Annotated in this window: 15 protein-coding genes, 3 pseudogenes and 1 riboswitch; of the genes and pseudogenes, 14 read left to right on the top strand and 4 right to left on the bottom strand. The window is 38.6% G+C overall.

Features of this window, described 5'->3' with window-relative positions:
* Nucleotides 1-45: 45 nt before the first annotated feature.
* Together RG571_RS00585 and RG571_RS00580 are read right to left on the bottom strand one after the other, a co-directional pair.
* The gene (locus tag RG571_RS00585; protein WP_002321172.1) at nucleotides 46-762 is read right to left on the bottom strand and encodes a response regulator; all 717 of its coding nucleotides are present in this window, start codon (nucleotides 760-762) and stop codon (nucleotides 46-48) included.
* Nucleotides 731-2380, bottom strand: coding sequence for an ATP-binding protein (locus RG571_RS00580; protein WP_002339384.1), 1650 nt, complete (start codon nucleotides 2378-2380; stop codon nucleotides 731-733). Before RG571_RS00580 ends, RG571_RS00585 begins: the two co-directional genes overlap by 32 nt.
* Before the next feature lie 174 nt (nucleotides 2381-2554).
* On the opposite strand from RG571_RS00580, the gene RG571_RS00575 reads away from it, so the two are divergent.
* Nucleotides 2555-3079, top strand: a complete 525-nt coding sequence (locus RG571_RS00575) for an NfeD family protein (protein ID WP_002295447.1) — start codon at nucleotides 2555-2557, stop codon at nucleotides 3077-3079.
* A 15-nt stretch (nucleotides 3080-3094) separates the two neighbouring features.
* Nucleotides 3095-4594 (top strand): flotillin family protein, encoded by a 1500-nt coding sequence (locus RG571_RS00570; RefSeq protein WP_002297122.1) that lies wholly within the window; start codon nucleotides 3095-3097, stop codon nucleotides 4592-4594.
* 87 nt (nucleotides 4595-4681) lie between these two features.
* Here RG571_RS00570 and RG571_RS00565 read toward each other — a convergent pair whose 3' ends face one another.
* Nucleotides 4682-5284 (bottom strand): aromatic acid exporter family protein, encoded by a 603-nt coding sequence (locus RG571_RS00565; protein WP_002339383.1) that lies wholly within the window; start codon nucleotides 5282-5284, stop codon nucleotides 4682-4684.
* Between the two features lie 104 nt (nucleotides 5285-5388).
* Between RG571_RS00565 and RG571_RS00560 the strand changes: the two genes are divergently transcribed.
* Nucleotides 5389-6345: an aromatic acid exporter family protein gene (locus RG571_RS00560; protein WP_002339382.1), complete on the top strand. Its 957-nt coding sequence runs from the start codon at nucleotides 5389-5391 to the stop codon at nucleotides 6343-6345.
* A 304-nt stretch (nucleotides 6346-6649) separates the two neighbouring features.
* Here the strand turns inward: RG571_RS00560 and RG571_RS00555 are convergent, their stop codons facing one another.
* Nucleotides 6650-7606 (bottom strand): Gfo/Idh/MocA family protein, encoded by a 957-nt coding sequence (locus RG571_RS00555; RefSeq protein WP_002339381.1) that lies wholly within the window; start codon nucleotides 7604-7606, stop codon nucleotides 6650-6652.
* A gap of 173 nt (nucleotides 7607-7779) precedes the next feature.
* On the opposite strand from RG571_RS00555, the gene RG571_RS00550 reads away from it, so the two are divergent.
* The 11 genes and pseudogenes from RG571_RS00550 to RG571_RS00500 all read left to right on the top strand — a co-directional run bounded on the left by RG571_RS00550 (nucleotide 7780) and on the right by RG571_RS00500 (nucleotide 18585).
* Complete coding sequence (locus RG571_RS00550; RefSeq protein WP_002295457.1) at nucleotides 7780-8340, top strand: hypothetical protein; 561 nt, start codon at nucleotides 7780-7782, stop codon at nucleotides 8338-8340.
* Nucleotides 8333-9157 (top strand): D-alanyl-D-alanine carboxypeptidase family protein, encoded by an 825-nt coding sequence (locus tag RG571_RS00545; protein ID WP_002321179.1) that lies wholly within the window; start codon nucleotides 8333-8335, stop codon nucleotides 9155-9157. The genes RG571_RS00550 and RG571_RS00545 overlap by 8 nt, the downstream gene beginning before the upstream one ends.
* A 9-nt stretch (nucleotides 9158-9166) precedes the next feature.
* On the top strand, nucleotides 9167-9784 hold the full coding sequence (locus RG571_RS00540) for a glycoside hydrolase family 73 protein (protein WP_002295461.1): 618 nt from the start codon (nucleotides 9167-9169) through the stop codon (nucleotides 9782-9784).
* 17 nt (nucleotides 9785-9801) lie between these two features.
* Nucleotides 9802-10485 carry a hydrolase gene (locus tag RG571_RS00535; RefSeq protein WP_002331840.1) on the top strand — a complete coding sequence of 228 codons (684 nt, stop codon included), beginning with the start codon at nucleotides 9802-9804 and terminating at the stop codon, nucleotides 10483-10485.
* Nucleotides 10486-11167: 682 nt separating this feature from the next.
* Nucleotides 11168-12451 (top strand): annotated as a pseudogene (locus tag RG571_RS00530) (ABC transporter substrate-binding protein).
* 15 nt (nucleotides 12452-12466) lie between these two features.
* Nucleotides 12467-13354: a carbohydrate ABC transporter permease gene (locus RG571_RS00525; protein WP_258430420.1), complete on the top strand. Its 888-nt coding sequence runs from the start codon at nucleotides 12467-12469 to the stop codon at nucleotides 13352-13354.
* Between the two features lie 16 nt (nucleotides 13355-13370).
* Nucleotides 13371-14207, top strand: a pseudogene (locus RG571_RS00520) (carbohydrate ABC transporter permease).
* Nucleotides 14208-14209: 2 nt separating this feature from the next.
* Nucleotides 14210-14833 carry a hypothetical protein gene (locus tag RG571_RS00515; protein ID WP_002324684.1) on the top strand — a complete coding sequence of 208 codons (624 nt, stop codon included), beginning with the start codon at nucleotides 14210-14212 and terminating at the stop codon, nucleotides 14831-14833.
* A pseudogene (locus RG571_RS00510) lies at nucleotides 14830-16123 on the top strand (Gfo/Idh/MocA family protein). Before RG571_RS00515 ends, RG571_RS00510 begins: the two are co-directional and overlap by 4 nt.
* Nucleotides 16124-16480: 357 nt before the next feature.
* Nucleotides 16481-16578, top strand: a riboswitch (purine riboswitch).
* A 115-nt stretch (nucleotides 16579-16693) separates the two neighbouring features.
* Nucleotides 16694-17275, top strand: a complete 582-nt coding sequence (locus tag RG571_RS00505) for a xanthine phosphoribosyltransferase (RefSeq protein WP_002306871.1) — start codon at nucleotides 16694-16696, stop codon at nucleotides 17273-17275.
* Between the two features lie 2 nt (nucleotides 17276-17277).
* A complete protein-coding gene (locus RG571_RS00500) occupies nucleotides 17278-18585 on the top strand; it encodes a nucleobase:cation symporter-2 family protein (RefSeq protein WP_002295470.1) in 1308 nt (435 codons plus the stop codon).
* Nucleotides 18586-18785: the final 200 nt, after the last annotated feature.

Genomic DNA, 18785 nt, shown 5'->3' with positions numbered 1-18785 from the left:
TACTTCTGTATACTTGGACTATTTTGTATGGGATAATTCGATGACTCAACAGTAATCTGTGAGCTTTTTCCGCCCATTCTTTGTCAATTCATAACAGGTTAGCGGCCGGCCGATTTCCAAATATTTGATTCTTTCGTTCAATATATCTTGTTCTACTAAGAAATTCAAATATTTCTTGACGGATATACGTGACAGTGAGCTTTTTTGAGCCAGTTCTTTTGTTGAAAAAATAGTATCTTCTTTTAGAATAAATGCACTTATTTTTTTTAAAGTCAGTTTTGACAGACCTTTAGGCAAATCGATGAATGATGGTATTTCGTGAATGGGAGTGGTGTGGTTGAATACTTGATCGATCAATTTCTGATCGGCTTTTTCAGTCGTTTGGATTGTCTGAGAGAAAGCAAGATACTTTTCGATCGCCAGCTGAAAACGTTGCAAAGTGAACGGTTTGATCAAATAATCTAAGGCACCGTAGCGGATCACATTCTTTATGGTTTCGATATCATCTGCAGCAGTGATCAAAATCACTGGGATATCATTTCCTTGCTGTCTAAGCCAAGATAAAAAATGGATACCACTTTCGCCAGGCATGTATACATCAAGCAGCAGCAGATCTGCGTTTTTTTGTCTGAAATATTTTTTTCCTTCTTCTACATTTCTGAAACTTTCGATTACGTTCATATTAGGGATACTTTCCACAAAAGTACGATTCAATTCTGCAACCATTGGATCATCTTCGATTATCAGGACATTTGTCATCATTTTGATCTTCCTTTTTTGGTAATTCTAGATAGACGATTGTACCGCCATTTGTTTGTTTGGAAAATTCTAAAAATCCACCGTGGCGTTTGACGATTGAATGGATGAGATTCAACCCAAACCCACGATTGATTCCCTTCGTCGAAAAACCTAGCGTAAATATTTTTTCTGAGATTTCTTCTGATATCCCGACACCGTCATCGCAGACGGTCACGATGAATACTTCAGCTTCTGTGTCATAGTTTAAATGAATCCGGACCTGTCCGTTTCTTTCATGTTTTTGTAGCACGGCTTCTTTTGCATTATCAAGTAAGTTCCCTAACACTTGCAAAAGTGAATGGATGGAGTCATCCATCTCCATTTTAGGGATAAAAGAATCGCTTTCTAACAGCATTTCAACAGATTGTTCTTTGGCTTCGTTTATTTTGCCTAATAAAAAACCGGCAATTGCAGGTACTTTGATCAGACTTGAGACTTGGCCAATCTCTTTTTTATAATTTTGATTTAGCTGCTGGATAAAATGGGTGACTTCTTCATACTTCTTCAAATCAATCAAACCAGAAATGACATGAAGTTTATTCATGAATTCATGGGTTTGAACTCTCATGGAGTTTATATATTGTTTCGTCCCCCCAAGCTCCTCCATTAATTTCATTACTTCTGATCGATTTCGTAAAGTTGCGACTGCTCCTAAAAAACGGTCATTGCTAAAAAGAGGTGTAACGCTAGAAATAGTTTCTATCCCATTTAAATACATGGATTGAGTCCGAACGGTCGTTTGATGCTCAATCGTCTCTTTAAACAAAACGTCATATAGATTATCACTGATTTTTTTTCCTACTTCGAAATCCAATAGCTGCTCTGTTTGGTAGAAAATGTTTTTTGCAGGTGTATTGATCAAGAGGATAGTTTTATCAGAAGAGATGGCTAAGATTCCTTCATCTACTTCATTTTCGATAATCGTTTTTTCACTTAACTGTTCTGCTATTTCTTGTGGTTCAAGTCCAAGCAGTACTTTTTTCATTTTTTGGGCAAGAAAAACGGCGCCTATGATGCCTACGCTAAGTCCGATAATCAATGAAAAAACAATCATTTTTTGTCCATCTTTGACTTGATTGTCAATCGTGTTGTTTGTTAAGCCAACACAAACTGCACCAATAATCTCTTGATCATAATAAATAGGGACGAAATAGCGGAAGCCGAACCCTAACATTCCTTCTTTTTCAGAGAAAAATTCTTGTCCTCCAATCACTTTTTTCACATCTTCATGACTTGAGAAAGGAAGACCGATGTAACTTGGGTCTGCGTGAGAATATCGAATGCCTTCAGGGTCCATGACAACGATAAAATCTAAATTCGATGCAATCATGATTTCATTTGTTATTCCTTGAATCGCATGTGTCGGGTCACCAGTCTGCAGCTTTTTTTGGATGAGTTTATCATTGGCAACGATTTTAGCAATGCTAGAGATTTTATCTGACACACTAGATCGGTTCATCGAAAGAATAAAATTCCTGATCAATATGGCAGAAACAATCAAAGAAACGAATGTGGAGAAACAAACGACAAGGATGATCGTGTTCTGGAGCTTTAATGGTTTTTTCTTAAAAAAAGGAAACATAGGCTACCTCGAAAGAATTTATTGTGAAAATTTTAACATGAAAACAAAAATTTAACAAATTGTCAACGATAAACACAACCTTCCTATAAAAAACACCACTGAGTCGGTAAAAGAAGCTATACAGAATTTTCAAACATTGGTATGATAGACGTAGAAATGGAAGGAGGCGTGTATATGATAGGGGGAATCGCACTTGAGACGATTTATTGGTATACATTGCTGATTTGTGCAGGATTGGCAGTCCTATTGATTATTTTTGGAGATGTATTCGATTTTGATGGCCCGCTTGATCCGATGCTTATTATCCCTTGGTTAACTTTCACAAGCTTATTTGGTTTTCTAGGTGAGCGTTTAACAGATCAATCATCTTTATTTTTATTTATTGCTAGTGGAGGCATATCGATAGTGTTGGTATTTTTGCTTAATTTCTATATATTGATGCCGATGAAACATGCCGAATCAACGATGTCGTCTTCTGAAAAAACTCTGGAAGGACAAGTAGCTGTTGTGATCACACCGATCCCTGTACGAGGTATGGGAGAAATTCAGTTGAAAAGTGTTACCGGTTCCATTAGTCGTCCAGCTTGTTTTTACAGCCCCCAAGAACAGACAGCTGAGCGGGGAACGAAAGTATTGATCATTGAGATCAAGGAAAGAATCTGTTATGTCATGCCTTATGAAAGCATGATAAAAGCTTAAAGGAGCGTGTGTTAAATGGAAATACCAGTTGTTTTTATCGCGATCGCAATTGCAGCTTTGATTTTACTGATGTTGCTGATCGTCTTTGTAGCGAAGTACCAGACAGCAAAACCGGATGAAGCGTTGATCATCAGTGGAAGTTATTTAGGAAGCAAAAATGTGCACATTGATGAAAGCAATAACAAAATCAAAATTGTGCGTGGAGGTGGCGCATTCGTCTTGCCGGTTTTTCAACGTTCGAATCGGATCAGTCTATTATCGAGTAAATTGGACGTCTCCACCCCTGAAGTGTATACGGAACAAGGCGTACCGGTGATGTGTGATGGTACTTCGATCATCAAAATCGGTTCATCTGTAGAAGAGATTGCTACAGCAGCAGAACAGTTTTTAGGCAAGACAAGAGAAGAACTGGAAAATGAAGCAAGAGAAGTATTAGAAGGACACTTGCGCTCGATTCTTGGTTCTATGACTGTAGAAGAAATCTATCAAAATCGCGATAAGTTCAGTCAAAGTGTACAAGAAGTCGCTTCTGTAGACCTTGCAAAAATGGGGTTGATCATCGTTTCTTTCACTATCAAAGAGGTCAGAGACAAAAACGGTTATCTTGACTCTTTAGGGAAACCAAGAATCGCCCAAGTCAAAAGAGATGCAGATATAGCAGAAGCGGAAGCTCTAAAAGAAACGCGTATCAAAAAAGCTCAAGCGGAAAAAGAATCACAAGCAGCTGAATTACAACGACAAACAGAGATCGCAGAATCATTAAAAGAAAAAGAACTGAAATTAGCAACCTACAAACAAGAACAAGATGTTGCTAAAGCAAAAGCAGACCAAGCCTACAATTTAGAAAGTGCCCGAGCACAACAACAAGTAATCGAACAGGAAATGCAGATCAAAATCGTAGAACGTCAAAAACAAATCGAATTGGAAGAAAAAGAAATTACACGTCGAGAAAAGCAATACGATTCGGAAGTGAAGAAAAAAGCAGATGCCGATCGGTACGCCAAAGAACAAGAAGCACAAGCTCAAAAAGTCAAAGAAGTGACTGAAGCCGAAGCAGAACGATTCCGTGTGGAAGCACTGGCAGAAGCGGAAGCCAATAAGACACGTTTAGCTGGACAAGCAGAAGCCGAAGCAGCACTAGCAAAAGGAAAAGCCGAAGCCGAAGCAAAACAAAAGATCGCCAATGCCTTCAAGGAATATGGCGAAGCAGCTGTCTTGAGTATGGTTATCGATATGCTACCGCAATTGATGCGCGAAGCAGCACAGCCGCTAGGAAATATCGAAAAAATCTCTGTTGTCGATACAGGAAGCAGTTCAGGAGAAACCAGTGGAGCGAACCGAGTGACAAATTATGCCACAAATTTGCTTTCTTCTACTCAAGAAACACTAAAAGCGACAACAGGACTTGACTTGAAGGAAATCGTAGAGAATTTGTCGACACGTGGGACTACTAGCCAAGTAAATATGTATGAAGCGCCAAAAGAGGCAGAACAAAACTCGATGAAGGAAGAATAAAGTAGTACACTTCACCGTTCAATCAAAAATGGAGGAAGACTTTTTAAAGTTCTTCTCTCCATTTTTTTATTTTATTGCAAAAGAAAATTAGTCCTCGCTATTTTTCTTTTGTTTTTGGATCTTAGCTTCTATCTCTTGTAAATTTGTTCTTAGCAATCGTTCTTTCTTTTGGAGTTCGACCAAATCTTCTGATAGTTCTTCCTTCTTTTCTGTTTCAGGAGGACGAAGAAAGAAATTGATACCGATTGCAATGAATGTCCCTATAAAAGTATCTAGTACACGTTGGATAGCATACAAAGCGGATTCGCCTTGAGGGATGCTCAACGCAATCAGCAACAACGTAGCGATTGCGGAAATGATACCGGAATTATTGTTAATACCATCTGACACGACGATCACAATAATAACTAGAATAGGAAGAAAGATCAATTCTACCAAAAAATCATTGTGAAAATAGCTTTTGACAAAAAAATAAATGATAGCTAATGTACCACCTAATGTATTGCCGATGATCCTAGACTTTCCAAAAGAAACGGTTGTAGTCAAGTCCTGACGCAAAGAAAAAACAGCAGATAATGCAGCAATCATCGGGATTCCTCGTTGAGTCAAATGAAAAAACAAGATACATAAAAAAACAGCTAAGGCACTTTTGATCGTACGCATACCTAGTCGAAAACGGCCAAATTGCATAGAGATTCTCCTTTTTGGTCTTTTTACTATCATACCTAAACTTTTGTCTGATAGCTAGTTTTTCATTATTCAAGTATAATTAAAATAAAAAAAGGGGGAAGTAAATGCGTATAGGAATGCGAACAGTCAAAACAGTGATCAGTGTCTTCTTTTCGATGGTCACAGCGGGTAGCTTATCGCTGTTGTATTGGCCAGCTGCAGGGATCATTGCATTATTAAGTGTAGGAAATACCAAGCGCTCTACATTGCGTACGGGCATGAATCGAATCGCAGCCTTTATATTAGCTACGGCAACAGCACTGTTCAGTTTTTTTGCTGTTGGGTATACTATTTTTGGCTTCAGTCTTTTTTTATTCCTGTTCATCCCGCTTGCCTCTCGCTTCAAATTAACCGAAGGGATAGTAGTAAATTCGGTTTTGGTCACTCATTATTTAGTGGAGGAAAACATGTCTTGGCAGCTGATCGGCAATGAAGCGGGATTAATGGCGATTGGATTAGTATTTGCTTTGCTTGCAAATGTTTACATGCCAGATCGTACGAAGCAGCTGAAGGAAAACCAAATACAGATCGAAAAAGAATTTCGAAATATTTTGAGACAAATGGCAGAATTTCTTTTATCAGAAAATAAAGAAGATGTGCAGATCAAATGCGAACATTTACTGGCATTCATTCGCGAAAGCCAAGAAGATGCCAGAGAACATCAAGAAAACTACTGGCTCAGACAGCCGCTATACTACGAAACTTACTTCTCTATGAGAAGAGCACAGGCCAATGTGATTAAAGACATGCTGGAAAATCTAGAGAGAATCCAGCAACCAGCTTATTATGGAAAACATATCTATGGTTTATTGATTTATACTGCAGAAACATTTTCAGAGTCAAATGATGGCAGACAAATTTTAGCACGTATTGAAGAAGTTTATGTATTGTATCGGCAAATGCCTCTGCCGACTAGTCGCCCTGAATTCGAGGATCGAGCAGAATTGTTCCAGTTTTTGCAGTCTTTTAAAAGTTTTATTGAAATCAAGGCAGAATTCTCCCAACAAAAAATCCAAAAATAGAGGTTGTGAATTCAGCTAATATTCAGGTCAAAAAGCTGATTTCACAACCTCTTCTTTAAACGGTGTTCTCCTGCCAACTCCTCGGTCACAAGTCACAATATTCAACAAACATGAGAAGCTGTTTTTTGAAATTGCTCCTTGTGACTCGGAGCTGAACGGCAGGCTCACAACCTCTTTCTTAAACGGTGTTCAAAAGCTTGCCTCTGCGGTAATAAGTCCAGCCAAACGAAAAATAGGAGGAGCTATTTTTGTTTGGCTGTTCTTATTACTTGATGCAGAACAGCTTTTTCACAACCTTTTAAAATTACATATTTTTCCATAGAACTTGCATTTGATCCAAGATTTCGATGACATCTTTTGTCAAGAAGAGAGAGCGATTGGGCAAGTCACCTTCAATCATGTGTACCATATTCTTTATTTCGTAATTCATTGCTTCAGATGTATTCCCGCTTTCGATGAATTCCTTTGTACCATCTGTAAATAAGATCTCCGCACGATCAGCACGCGGGTAATCAGCAATCGTCACATAACCGTTCTCAAAGGCAACGATACCGACTTTTGGCATTTTTGCCTGAAAAGTCAAGCTGACAGCAGCAAGTTCATTTTCTTTGTTACGCAAGATAGTGACGGATTGTTCGTCCATGCCTGTTTCAAAAGGAACCATTGTAGAGGCAACTACTTCAGGTTGAGAGCTCAAAAAGAAACGAGCGAAAGATACAGCATACGTACCGATATCCAACAGAGCTCCTCCAGCTAATTCTGGATTGAAGAACCGGTTTTTAGGGTCTGGTTCTTTGTAACTGCCGAAAGGTGCTTGGATCATTTTTAAAGCCCCCAGTTTTCCTGTATCCATTATTGAGCGTAACTGCTGATAAAGTGGCATGTTGAAGATTGTCATCGCTTCTGCTAAGATCAAATTCTTTTCTTCTGCTAAGCGCATAGCGTCAGCCAGTTCTTTTTTATTCATCGTGATGGCTTTTTCACATAGAACGTGTTTGCCTGCTTCCAATGCTGCCAAGATATGGTCGATATGCTGTCTATTTGGTACAGCAATGTACACGATGTCGATTTCAGCATCGTCTAACATTTCTTGATAGCTTCCGTAAGCTTTTGGAATATTGTAACGGTGAGCGAAGTTTTCCGCTTTTTCTGAAGTTCTGGAAGCAACTGCTGTTAGTTCGCTCGTCTCTTGATTGAAGCTTTCGGCAAACTCATGTGCGATGGTACCAAGACCAACGATTCCCCATTGATATTTTTTCATCTGAAAACGCTCCTTCATAGTTGGATTGAGTTTCTTGTCTGTCTATTATTATAACAAAAATCACGAAGAATAAAGGGGAGAGGACTTGAAACATTAAAAAAAATGAAAGCAGCGATTTAAGAGGTGCTTTTTGATCAAAACTTAAGTAGAATAGTTAAAAGGAGGGGATAAACATGCATCAAGTATATATTGATCTTATTATGAGTGTATTATTAGAACAGTTTGAAACTGAAAAAAATTTTTTAGATGAATACTTGCTGATCAGTCCAGAACAATGGCAAAAATGGAAAGATGGCGAGAAAAATCTGCCATCTGAAGCGATGCAGAAAGTAAAAAATCTTTTCACTGATTATGAATGGATGCTAACGCAAAAGATTTTGCGTCAAACGATTATTTTTCCCGAAAAACGAAACGTTGCCGTTGCAGAGTACAAGCAAATCAAAACACGCATCGCGCAAAAATGGCTTAGCAGCAAAGCAGCAAAAGTCGAGCTGATCCCTTTGAAAAATAATCAGCAGGCTGGTAGATACCTTGACTTGAAAGTAAGTATTCAATATGATGAATGGGGCTATGATGATATTTTGAATTTTCGTCTGCCAGCAGATGTTCAAAAACAGATCGAAGGAGAAAAAATCGAACTTCTCGATTGGGTGAATGAAAATCTGGAAGAAACTTACGTTCATGAGGCGAATGGGGAACGTGAAGAACAACGAAAGGATTTTTCAAGTGAATAAATTTTTAGGATTTGGAGCAGTTGTGATTATGATCGCAGCAATGGGCTATGTTATTTTTAGCGATGATGATTCGCATGTTCAAGCCGGCAATCAAGCAGTCGAACGAACAAGCACCAAAACAACTGCTAGTAAAGAAAAGAACAGTCAAACAACCAGCAGCAAGGTAAAGGACAAAGAAACAAAAGATCGTACGTCCAAACAATTGCCAGATGTTAAAACAGACGATTGGAAGCTAGTTTTGGTTGGTCCAGATCACAAATTAGAAAAAGAAATCGATGAGTCTACTCAATTGGCATCATTAAGTAACGGATACTTGATCGACAAACGCATTGCTCCAGAATATGAAGCATTTGCCAAGGCTGCTGAAGCAGCTGGATTTCCATTAGTGATGGTCTCAGCTTACCGGTCTGTATCATCCCAACAACAAGTTTTCGAACAAAATGTCCAAGATGTGATGAGTCGTCAAGGTGTATCAGAAGAGGAGGCGACAAAGATTACTAAAGAAACGATTACGGAGCCAGGATACAGCGAACACCACACAGGTCTGGCAGTCGATGTCGTCGATCAAAACTGGTACAACAGTTATCCTTCTACTGTATTGGATGCAAGTTACGGAGATCAGCCTGGAGCTAAATGGATCGCAGATAATGCTGCGCAGTATGGATTTATCGTTCGTTATCCAAAAGGACACGAAGATATAACTAAGATCACATATGAACCTTGGCACTTACGTTATGTCGGTAAAGAAAATGCTGAGTATATCACCAAACACCAATTGACGCTAGAAGAATATCTGAATGAATTAAATGAAAAGTAGGAATTGATCATGGCGAAAAAAAAGTGGAAAAAGCAAAAGCGCAAGAATATCCGTTGGCCAGCAGTGGTTGCCGGTGTAGCAGTGATACTCTTAGCCTTTGTTTTTTCCTTGAAGAATCTGTCTTCTCCTTTTACTGATAATCAGCAAGAAAATGAAGCGCAATCCCATCAGCAATTTATTGAACGGCTTGTTCCGCATGCCCAAGAACTACAAGATGGTTATGGAGTGCTTCCTAGTATCATTTTAGGACAAGCTATATTAGAATCAAATTGGGGAAAAAGTACCTTGGCTAGCAAATACAATAATCTTTTCGGGATCAAGGCTTATGGGGATCAGAAGAAAGTAAGCCTGGAAACAAAGGAATTTGTTAACGAAGAATGGATAACTATCCAAGGAGACTTCAAAGTGTATGATTCATGGGAACAGTCCATGGATGACCATACACAACTGTTCGTCCAAGGAGTAGATTGGAATCCTGCGCTGTATGAAAAAGTGATTACGGCCACCAACTATCAGGAAGCCGCACAAGCATTGCAAGATGCAGGTTATGCGACAGACCCCGGTTATGCGCAAAAAATCATCCAGGTCATCGAGACGTATCAATTGAATCAGTATGACCGGAGATAGCAAAGGAGAAGTGGCTGATGGCAGAACAATTTACGCCAGAAATCATGACGGAATTGAGAAAAGATATCGTAAGAGTACCGGAAATCATTTTAGAAGCAAGCGGGATCAAGATATTTGGAAAATTGATCCGTTCGATCATCTTTACTACGGATATTGCGATCATACGTAATACAAATGCGAATGCAGTAATTGCTGTGTATCCTTTTACACCTCATCCAGCGATTACTAAAAGCATTATTGAGGCAGCTGACATTCCAGTTTTCTCCGGTGTAGGTGGTGGTTTGACACAAGGTGCTCGTTCTTCCTACATGAGCATGTTCGCAGAAGCGCAAGGTTCGTTAGGGGTCGTTTTGAACGGTCCTACGCCTTTAGAGACAGTAAAAGAAGTTTGTCGAGTAGTTGATATTCCAGTTATCAGTACGGTAACGTCGAAATATACAGAAATAGATGAAAAGTTAGCAGCTGGTATTTCGATTATCAATATCAGTGCAGGTAAAGAAACTGCAGACGCAGTACGCCATTTTCGTAAAAAATATCCTGAACTTCCTATCATTGCGACAGGTGGTCCAACGGAAGAAAGTATTGCTGAGACCATTCAAGCAGGAGCAAATGCCATCACATATACGCCACCAAGTAGCGGAGAGCTTTTTAGTCGTAAAATGGAAAAATATCGGGAAACTGAGAAAAAGAATCATGAATAACAGGTGAGAATCAAAAGACGAGGAAGAGCAGATAGTGGCTCTTCCTCGTCTTTTGTACTCCAGTACTATTTGTTCAGAATTCAAAAAAAAGAGAAATTTTTTTGTTTTTTTATCTGTAATGTACATAAGAAGAGTTAAAACCTTTTGTTATTATTAGCATTCTAACAAAAAAATGTCTTGATTTATTGAAGCGCTTTCTATAGAATGAAAAACGAATAAAAACTAAAAAAGGCACCCGACAATTTAGTAGCAGCTAAATTGTCGGGGCTTGAAAAGTCAGCGGGAACTGACCAATCAAGTTGCCATAGTCAATGCCTGTGCATCGACGTGTATATTGTACCTAATTTCATACAGAATTACTAGTTATTTTTCTGTTTTTTAGGGAAGAGCGTACACGAAGAAGCATGATTATTTAGCTATGTCAAGGATATTGGGCAGTTGTCTGATATCCTTTTTTCTTTGCGTAATTATCCTCCCATCATTGAAGCAAGAAGTGTTTTTAGCGATGAAAGAAGAATCAGCACTATCTAATTTTCCTTGAAAGTATTGAGTTGTTCATCCTAGGCAGAACGATAAGGCAAGTCTTGGTTTTTATTCCCCTTGAAAAAGATCGTTTAATAAATATGTTCTGTATAAAAATACAGTATATTGAAAAATAACAATGGAAGTAGAGGTGCAGAGAATGAAGAAAAGAATGAGAATCATCTTAGCTTTAAGTGTTATGTTATTCTTCTTGACGGCTTGTGGGCAAGAAGATGACAAAAAAATCACGCTGAACATGGCTTGGTGGGGTTCGCAAGTCCGACACGATGCAACAGTAAAAGTAATCGAGCTTTATGAAGAAAAAAATCCCCATGTGACGATCGATTATGAATTTTATGATTATGAAGGATATTACACAAAATTAGGTACACTAGCAGCATCAGATGATATCTGGGACATTTTCCAACTGAACAATCGATTTCCTCAATACATCAATCAGATTGAACCATTAGATGAATATGTGGAGCAAGGGATAATTGATATTTCTAATGCAGATGAATCCTATTTAGCAACGACGACTTACGATGGGCAATTAGTTGGACTGTCTAACGGGGTGAATTCGTTTGCGATTGCTTACAATAAAAATATATTTGAACAATTAAATATCCCTGAACCTGCTTCAAATTGGACATGGGATGAATTTGAACAAATCAGCTATCAAATCACTGAAGAATTAGGAATCTATGCTATTTCAAGATTCGAAGATTTTATAGCTGGCTGTATTATTCAAATACCACAAGTTGAGAAAGGATTGAATTTTTATAATCGGGAAGATCTATCTAACAGCTTGGGATTTGAAAATCCAGACTATCTAACAGATTTTTTCCAGCTGCGTAAAAATCTGGTAGACAAAGGTGCCCATCCGGAACCAGGTGGTGGAGCTGCAAGTACGACGGATCTGTCTTTTCAGGCGGTTAGGGATAGAGAAGCGGCAATGGTGTTTCTATCAAGTAACCAGTTGACAGAAATATTGTCAGGAGCGCCTGAAGATATGGAGATTCAGTTGATTAATCCACCTCGCAGAAAAGCAGATGGAGAATCTGGTATCCCTTTACGTTCTTCGCAAATGCTGAGTATGGCAAAAAGCTCAGCCCATAAAGAAGAAGCTGCTAAGTTTATTGATTTCTTTCAAAACAGTGAAGAAGCCAATGAAATTTTAAAAGGAGAACGTGGTGTGCCAATCATGTCGAATATTCGAGAACAGCTCGCTCGTGCAGATGATGCAACTTTGCAAGCGACATTTGACTAGTTAGAAATGATTTCCGATATGGACAACGGCGAAGTGAATGTCTTTGATAGTGCTTTGAATCCGGAAATTCAAGACCAATACAATCTTTTAGTTGAAAAAGTCATTTATGAAGAAGTAACAGCAGAAGAAGCAGCAGAGAGTCTTTATGAGTTTGCGTCAAACATTCTAGGATAGCAGCAGGAGGAAGGCATGAAAAAAGAAAAACTAAAACGGTTCTTGGATCAAGACAATGTGGTCGGTTACGTATTTGCTTCTCCATTCATCCTAGGATTTCTATTGATAACAGTGATACCGATGATCTTGTCACTTTATTATTCGTTCACCGATTATCGTTTGGGAAATCCAGTCTCATGGATCGGCTTGGATAATTATATAAAGATGCTGAGTGATGCCCGTTTTTTGAACTCTATCCGAGTCACTTTTCTCTATGTATTTGCATCTGTACCTGTGAAACTGATCTTTGGTCTATTGATTGCTTATCTTTTAACGAGGAATATCAAAGGAACGACTTTCTTTCGTTCTTTGTATTATGTGCCTAGTTTGATCGGTGGCAGTATTTCTATCGCTCTAGTTTGGCGGGAGTTGTTTTCTAAAAACGGGTTAGTGAATATTTTTCTGGAACGATTAGGCGCACCTGCGCTTTCCTGGTTTAGCGATCAAAAACTGGTCATGATCCCTCTTGTTTTGATGTCTGCTTGGCAATTCGGTTCGGCAATGATCATCTTTGCTGCAGGTATCAAAGAGATCCCAGGCTCGTATTATGAAGCGGCAGAGATCGATGGAGCGAACAAATGGCAGACGTTTTACAAGATCACGTTACCTCTTCTTTCGCCGATCATTTTGTATAACTTGGTTATGCAGACAATCGCGGCGTTTATGACTTTTACGCAGGCATTTATCATTACCCAAGGTGGTCCGAATGATGCCACGAACTTTTATGCTCTTTATGTGTATAACCAAGCTTTTTCTTTTAATTCTATGGGGTATGCTAGTGCTATTTCGTGGATCATGCTGTTGATTATGGAAGCTGTCACCTTTCTGATTTTCAAATCATCAAAAAAATGGGTCGTTGTGTGAATGAGAGGAGGAAAAAATGAATAATACAGTAACGAAATGGTTTCAATACGGTTTTATTTTGCTATTAGGTCTAGTCATGATTTATCCGGTCTTATGGATGATCGCAGGTTCTTTTAAAACGGATCAAGAGATTCTGAGTGGTTCGCTGAATTTGATTCCAGAGACTTTTCAATGGGAAAATTACGCAAAAGGATGGGCGGGGTTTGCTGGAATTTCATTTTTTACTTTCTTTAGGAATTCGTTTGTCATCTCTGCAGTTTCGACGATAGGGACAGTTCTGAGCTCGACTTGTATTGCTTACGCATTATCGAGAATTGATTTCAAAGGAAAAAGATTCTGGTTCGTCGTCATGTTAGTAACGATGATGATTCCTGCACAAGTGATTTTGATTCCGCAGTTTATTATTTACAATCGGCTGAATTTGGTTGGGACGTATGTGCCGCTGATTTTACCACATTTTTTTGGACAAGCATTTTTCATTTACCAGATCATGCAATTCATGGTCAGCATCCCCAAAGAGTTAGATGAATCAGCGATTATTGACGGATGCAGCAAGTATAGTGTCTTTACCAAAATTATTTTTCCTTTGCTGAAACCTTCGATCATCACGACGATCATCATCCAGTTTTATTGGAAATGGGACGACTTCATGGGACCATTGATTTATTTAAACAAGCCGAGATCTTACACGGTATAGATTGCCATCAAATTATTTGCAGATGCTGGATCTAGTACGACTTACGCGAGTATGTTTGCGATGTCTACGTTGTCGCTGCTACCGGTTTTTCTGATTTTCTTATTCTTCAATAAATATCTTGTCCAGGGGATCAGTACAAGCGGTCTGAAGGGCTGAATATGAAAAAGCCAATAGAAGAGATGTTTCTTTACAAGCTCAACTACTATTTCTGTCGGATTTTTTTAACCAGTCTTATCAGTAATGCTCTTTTCGCTTTAGTTCTAGGATGTTTGTTCACTTTAGGATTAGTGCTGTCTGCTCGTGTTGTCTATCTGATTTATTTTTTGATGATGTATCCTTCTTATTATCTATCTGTCCATTACTTGGCAGAAAAAAAGGTATGTTGGAGGAAAGAAAAAATCAAACGGATGTGTTTCATCATTACGTTGTTTCAGCTGTTTGTCATTATTTTTGCAGTTGATTGGTATTTATTAGTGGGAAAGATTGGAGCTTGGTATCTGATTCCTTTTCTATTGTGTCTGTTGCTTTTTGTATCCCATAGTTTTTTTAGTACGCTAATTGATATCTGCAAAGAAGATAAAGCAGATAGTCTTGTTTATTTGATCAAAAGGAATATCTGGCTGTTGTCAAAAAACGTCAAAGGGTTTCTGTGGTATTTATGCCTTTTGTATGGACTGTTCTGGTGTATACAGCATGATTTTTTACTCACTGCATTACTGTATCCAGGGCTGCCATTTGTCACAGTATTTTGCTTAAAAGAAAAGGAGAATGACTTTAAATGAAGAAAAAATATGTACAAGTCGGACTTGGTGGGAGAGCGCGTTTTTTTTTATGAGGCAATTGCCTCTACGTATCATCAAACTTGTGAACTAGTCGGTTTTTGTGATGTATCTCAAACAAGGATGGATTATGCAAATCGGATACTTGTGAACAAGTATGGACAGAAAAAAGTAAAGACATGTATGCCATCACAATTTGAGCAACTACTGGATGACGTACGGCCGGCTGAAGTCATTATTACGTCAGTAGATCGAACGCATCATGATTATATCATTCGTGCAATGAAAAAAGGATATGATGTTATTTGCGAAAAACCTCTGACTATCGATGAGGAAAAAGCTCAAGAAATAATAACGGTCCAAAAACAGACGGGAAGAAGCCTGCGAGTCACTTTTAATTATCGTTATGCACCGTATCACACGAAGATAAAGGAACTGATAGAAAGTGATGTGATTGGTGATGTGTTTTCTATTCACTTCGAATGGCTGTTAAATACGCAACACGGGGCAGATTATTTCAGAAGATGGCATCGAAATAAGCACAATAGCGGCGGGCTTCTTGTTCATAAATCTACCCATCATTTTGATCTAGTGAATTTTTGGTTGAACAGCCGTCCCAAAAAGGTATTTGCATTCGGTGGATTAAACTTTTATGGGATGCATAATGCGGAGAAACGCGGAGTAGAAACATTTTACAGTCGATGCTATGGAAGCGAACTAGCTAAAGCTGATCCATTTGCTATAGACCTGTCAGCCAATGAGGAATTGCGAGAAATGTATTTAGAAGCAGAAAAAGACAGTGGATATATTCGTGACCGCAGTGTATTTTCCGATGATATCTCTATTGAAGATACACTAGGCGTAACGGTCAAATATGAAACTGGTGCGATTTTGACGTATTCGCTAAACGCGTATATGCCGTGGGAAGGATTCAATGTTTCTTTCAATGGCAGCAAAGGACGGATCGAAATGAAAGTGATCGAAAAGTCTTACATCAATGCAGGTGGAGATAAAAAGGATGAAGGAGCAGCCGTTCTTCAGTCCATCCATGTCTATCCGATGTTCGGTGAGCCATATGAGGTAATCGTCGAACAAGAAGCGGGCGGACATGGCGGAGGAGATCCGCGTTTATTAGATGATCTATTTGGTGAAGAAAAAGAAGAAGATCCGTGGAATCGGGCAGCAACTCACGTAGATGGTATTTTGTCGATTTTGACAGGAATCGCAGCAAATCATTCTATTGCTTCAGGAAAAGCAGTAGTGATTGACGAGCTTGTCAGCTTAAAAGAATAAGAATAGATTTACGGAAATTACTTCCCGTAGTTTATAAAATCTTGCCTTATTGCCGATAGGCTGTCTTTTGAACACTATTTATTCGGAAAAGGGGCTATGACATGCTTTTTGTCATGCCTTCTTTTTATGTGGGCTGCTTTTTTAGATAGGAGAAAATAAAAATAACTATTTAAACCCGAACAAAAAGGAATAATGCATTAAAAATCATTAGATTTTACAAAAAAATAAGTAAACCACGTTGTCAGTTTCAGAAAGTAGTGTTAGACTGTTTTCAATATTTGAAACAACATTGTTTATTCAAATATGGCAAACTGCCTTCACGTGCAAAACAGTTGCAAGAAAATGAATTTACACTATTATTAGTTTTACATACCTACTTATATATCGTCATAATATGGATGACAGTTTCTAGCCAGTACCGTAAATGCTGGACTATAAGTAAAAGATTGGCTATTTCACCCTTCTTTTCTTATGATAAAGTGGAGGGTGTTTTTCTTTAACAGAAACATAGTAGGTTTTTGCACAAAAGCGGTTATTTCGGTATTAATAAATGATAAAGGAGCAAATAAAGTGAAAGAATTAGTTGAACGTATTCAAAAAGACGGACGTATATTAGGCGAGGGCGTATTAAAAGTCGACAGCTTCGTCACTCACCAAGTAGACCCTGTATTGATGGAACAAATGGGAAAACGGTTTGCAGAAGTATTTAAAGAACAAGGAATCACGAAAGTTGTGACCATTGAAGCTTCTGGGATCGCACCAGCTTTATTTGCTGCAAAAGAATTAGATGTTCCAATGATCTTCGCTAGAAAAGCAAAAAGTTTGACGATGGATGAAGAATTATTGACAGCTTCTGTTTATTCTTTTACGAAACAAGTGACAAGTACGATTTCTATTTCTCGTAAATTCTTATCTTCAGAAGACAAAGTATTGATTATCGACGATTTCTTGGCAAACGGACAAGCGGCAAAAGGATTGATCGAATTATGCCAGCAAGCTGGAGCTCAAGTAGAAGGAATCGGGATCGTCATCGAAAAGTCTTTCCAAGATGGACGTCAGTTACTTGAAGAAATGGGATTGAGAGTCGTTTCTCTTGCGCGTATTGCTTCCTTGACGAATGGACAAGTTGAGTTTCTTGAGGAGGACGCATAATCGTGGAAAAAGAAACACAAAATGGAAAAGCTGCGGTTTTAGGGCTGCAGCATCTGCTAGCGATGTATGCAGGAGCAGTAGCGGTGCCTCTTTTGATCGGTACAGGACTAGGCTTTAATCAAGAACAGATGACTTATTTGATTTCAATTGATATCTTTATGTGTGGATTAGCGACATTATTGCAATTGACAGTTAACCGATTTTTCGGAATTGGCTTGCCTGTCGTTTTAGGATGTGCGATCCAAGCAGTAGCTCCACTGATCTTGATCGGAACCAATGAAGGAGTAGGAGCTATCTACGGATCTATTATCGCTTCTGGGATCTTTGTTGTGTTAGTTTCTGGTGTCTTTTCTAAAATTAAAAAACTATTCCCTCCTATAGTAACAGGAACGGTTATCACCGTTATTGGTTTGACTTTGATTCCTGTAGCAATCGAGAAAATGGGTGGAGGTAATGCAACAGCAGCTGATTTTGGTGACAAAACAAATCTACTACTTGCATTTGTGACGATTCTCCTAATTGTAGGCGTGCAAATGCTGGCAAAAGGGTTCATTCGTTCAATCGCGGTATTGATTGGTTTAGTCGGAGGAAGCATCTTAGCTGCTTTCATGGGAATGATTGATCTGAGCGCGATTGGAGATGCGCCGTTGTTCCATGTTCCACAACCCTTTTATTTTGGTAAACCAACTTTCGACGTATGGTCGATTTTACTAATGATCATCATTTCCATGGTCAGCATGGTAGAATCAACAGGTGTATATTTTGCACTTGGTGACATTACTGGGAAAAATGTTGGAGAAGAAGAATTGAAAAAGGGATATCGTGCAGAAGGACTTGCCGTTATCTTAGGCGGTATTTTCAATACATTCCCTTATACTGGCTTTTCTCAAAATGTCGGATTGGTTCAACTTTCGGGAATCAAAACAAGAAAACCCATCTATTTCTCTGCATTCTTCTTGATTGTTTTAGGATTATTCCCTAAAATCGGTGCGTTAGCACAAATCATCCCTGAGCCGGTACTTGGTGGAGGAATGTTAGTCATGTTCGGGATGGTGGCAGTCCAAGGAATCCGTATGCTGTTGGAAGTTGATTTCAGCAATGATAAAAATCTATTGATTGTTGCTGTTTCTGTTGGATTTGGGCTGGGTTTCAATGTTACGCCGACATTATTCAGTCAAATGCCGCAAACATTGCAAATGTTCACTGGAAATGGCATCGTAATGAGTAGCATTACGGCTATCATATTGAATTTGATCTTTAATGGATTGAAAAAAGATGAAGAAATATTGGAAGAAGCCTTCAAGAAGTAATAGAGCAAAAGAAAGGTTGTGAAATCAGCGTTTTGACCTGATTGTTAGAGAAACAAACGGAAAAATAGTTCCTCGTATTTTGCCGTTTGTTTGAGCTAATACCGAGGGTCAGCTGATTGAACACCGTTTATCCATAAAAAGGAATGTGACCTAACTTTTGTCACATTCCTTTTTTTTATCTTTAATAAACACGAACAATA

The sequence above is a fragment of the Enterococcus sp. FR204 genome (genome assembly GCF_031143325.1).
In the GTDB taxonomy this organism is placed as follows: Bacteria; Bacillota; Bacilli; order Lactobacillales; family Enterococcaceae; genus Enterococcus_B; species Enterococcus_B faecium.
This window is presented reverse-complemented; position numbering and strand designations above follow the sequence as displayed.

Coding starts and splice junctions, on each gene's coding strand:
- RG571_RS00515 (WP_002324684.1), top strand. CDS start 14,210: ATGAAAAAGCCAATAGAAGAGATGTTTCTTTACAAGCTCAACTACTAT.
- RG571_RS00580 (WP_002339384.1), bottom strand. CDS start 2,380: ATGTTTCCTTTTTTTAAGAAAAAACCATTAAAGCTCCAGAACACGATC.
- RG571_RS00555 (WP_002339381.1), bottom strand. CDS start 7,606: ATGAAAAAATATCAATGGGGAATCGTTGGTCTTGGTACCATCGCACAT.
- RG571_RS00575 (WP_002295447.1), top strand. CDS start 2,555: ATGATAGGGGGAATCGCACTTGAGACGATTTATTGGTATACATTGCTG.
- RG571_RS00570 (WP_002297122.1), top strand. CDS start 3,095: ATGGAAATACCAGTTGTTTTTATCGCGATCGCAATTGCAGCTTTGATT.
- RG571_RS00540 (WP_002295461.1), top strand. CDS start 9,167: ATGGCGAAAAAAAAGTGGAAAAAGCAAAAGCGCAAGAATATCCGTTGG.
- RG571_RS00535 (WP_002331840.1), top strand. CDS start 9,802: ATGGCAGAACAATTTACGCCAGAAATCATGACGGAATTGAGAAAAGAT.
- RG571_RS00550 (WP_002295457.1), top strand. CDS start 7,780: ATGCATCAAGTATATATTGATCTTATTATGAGTGTATTATTAGAACAG.
- RG571_RS00560 (WP_002339382.1), top strand. CDS start 5,389: ATGCGTATAGGAATGCGAACAGTCAAAACAGTGATCAGTGTCTTCTTT.
- RG571_RS00565 (WP_002339383.1), bottom strand. CDS start 5,284: ATGCAATTTGGCCGTTTTCGACTAGGTATGCGTACGATCAAAAGTGCC.
- RG571_RS00525 (WP_258430420.1), top strand. CDS start 12,467: ATGAAAAAAGAAAAACTAAAACGGTTCTTGGATCAAGACAATGTGGTC.
- RG571_RS00585 (WP_002321172.1), bottom strand. CDS start 762: ATGATGACAAATGTCCTGATAATCGAAGATGATCCAATGGTTGCAGAA.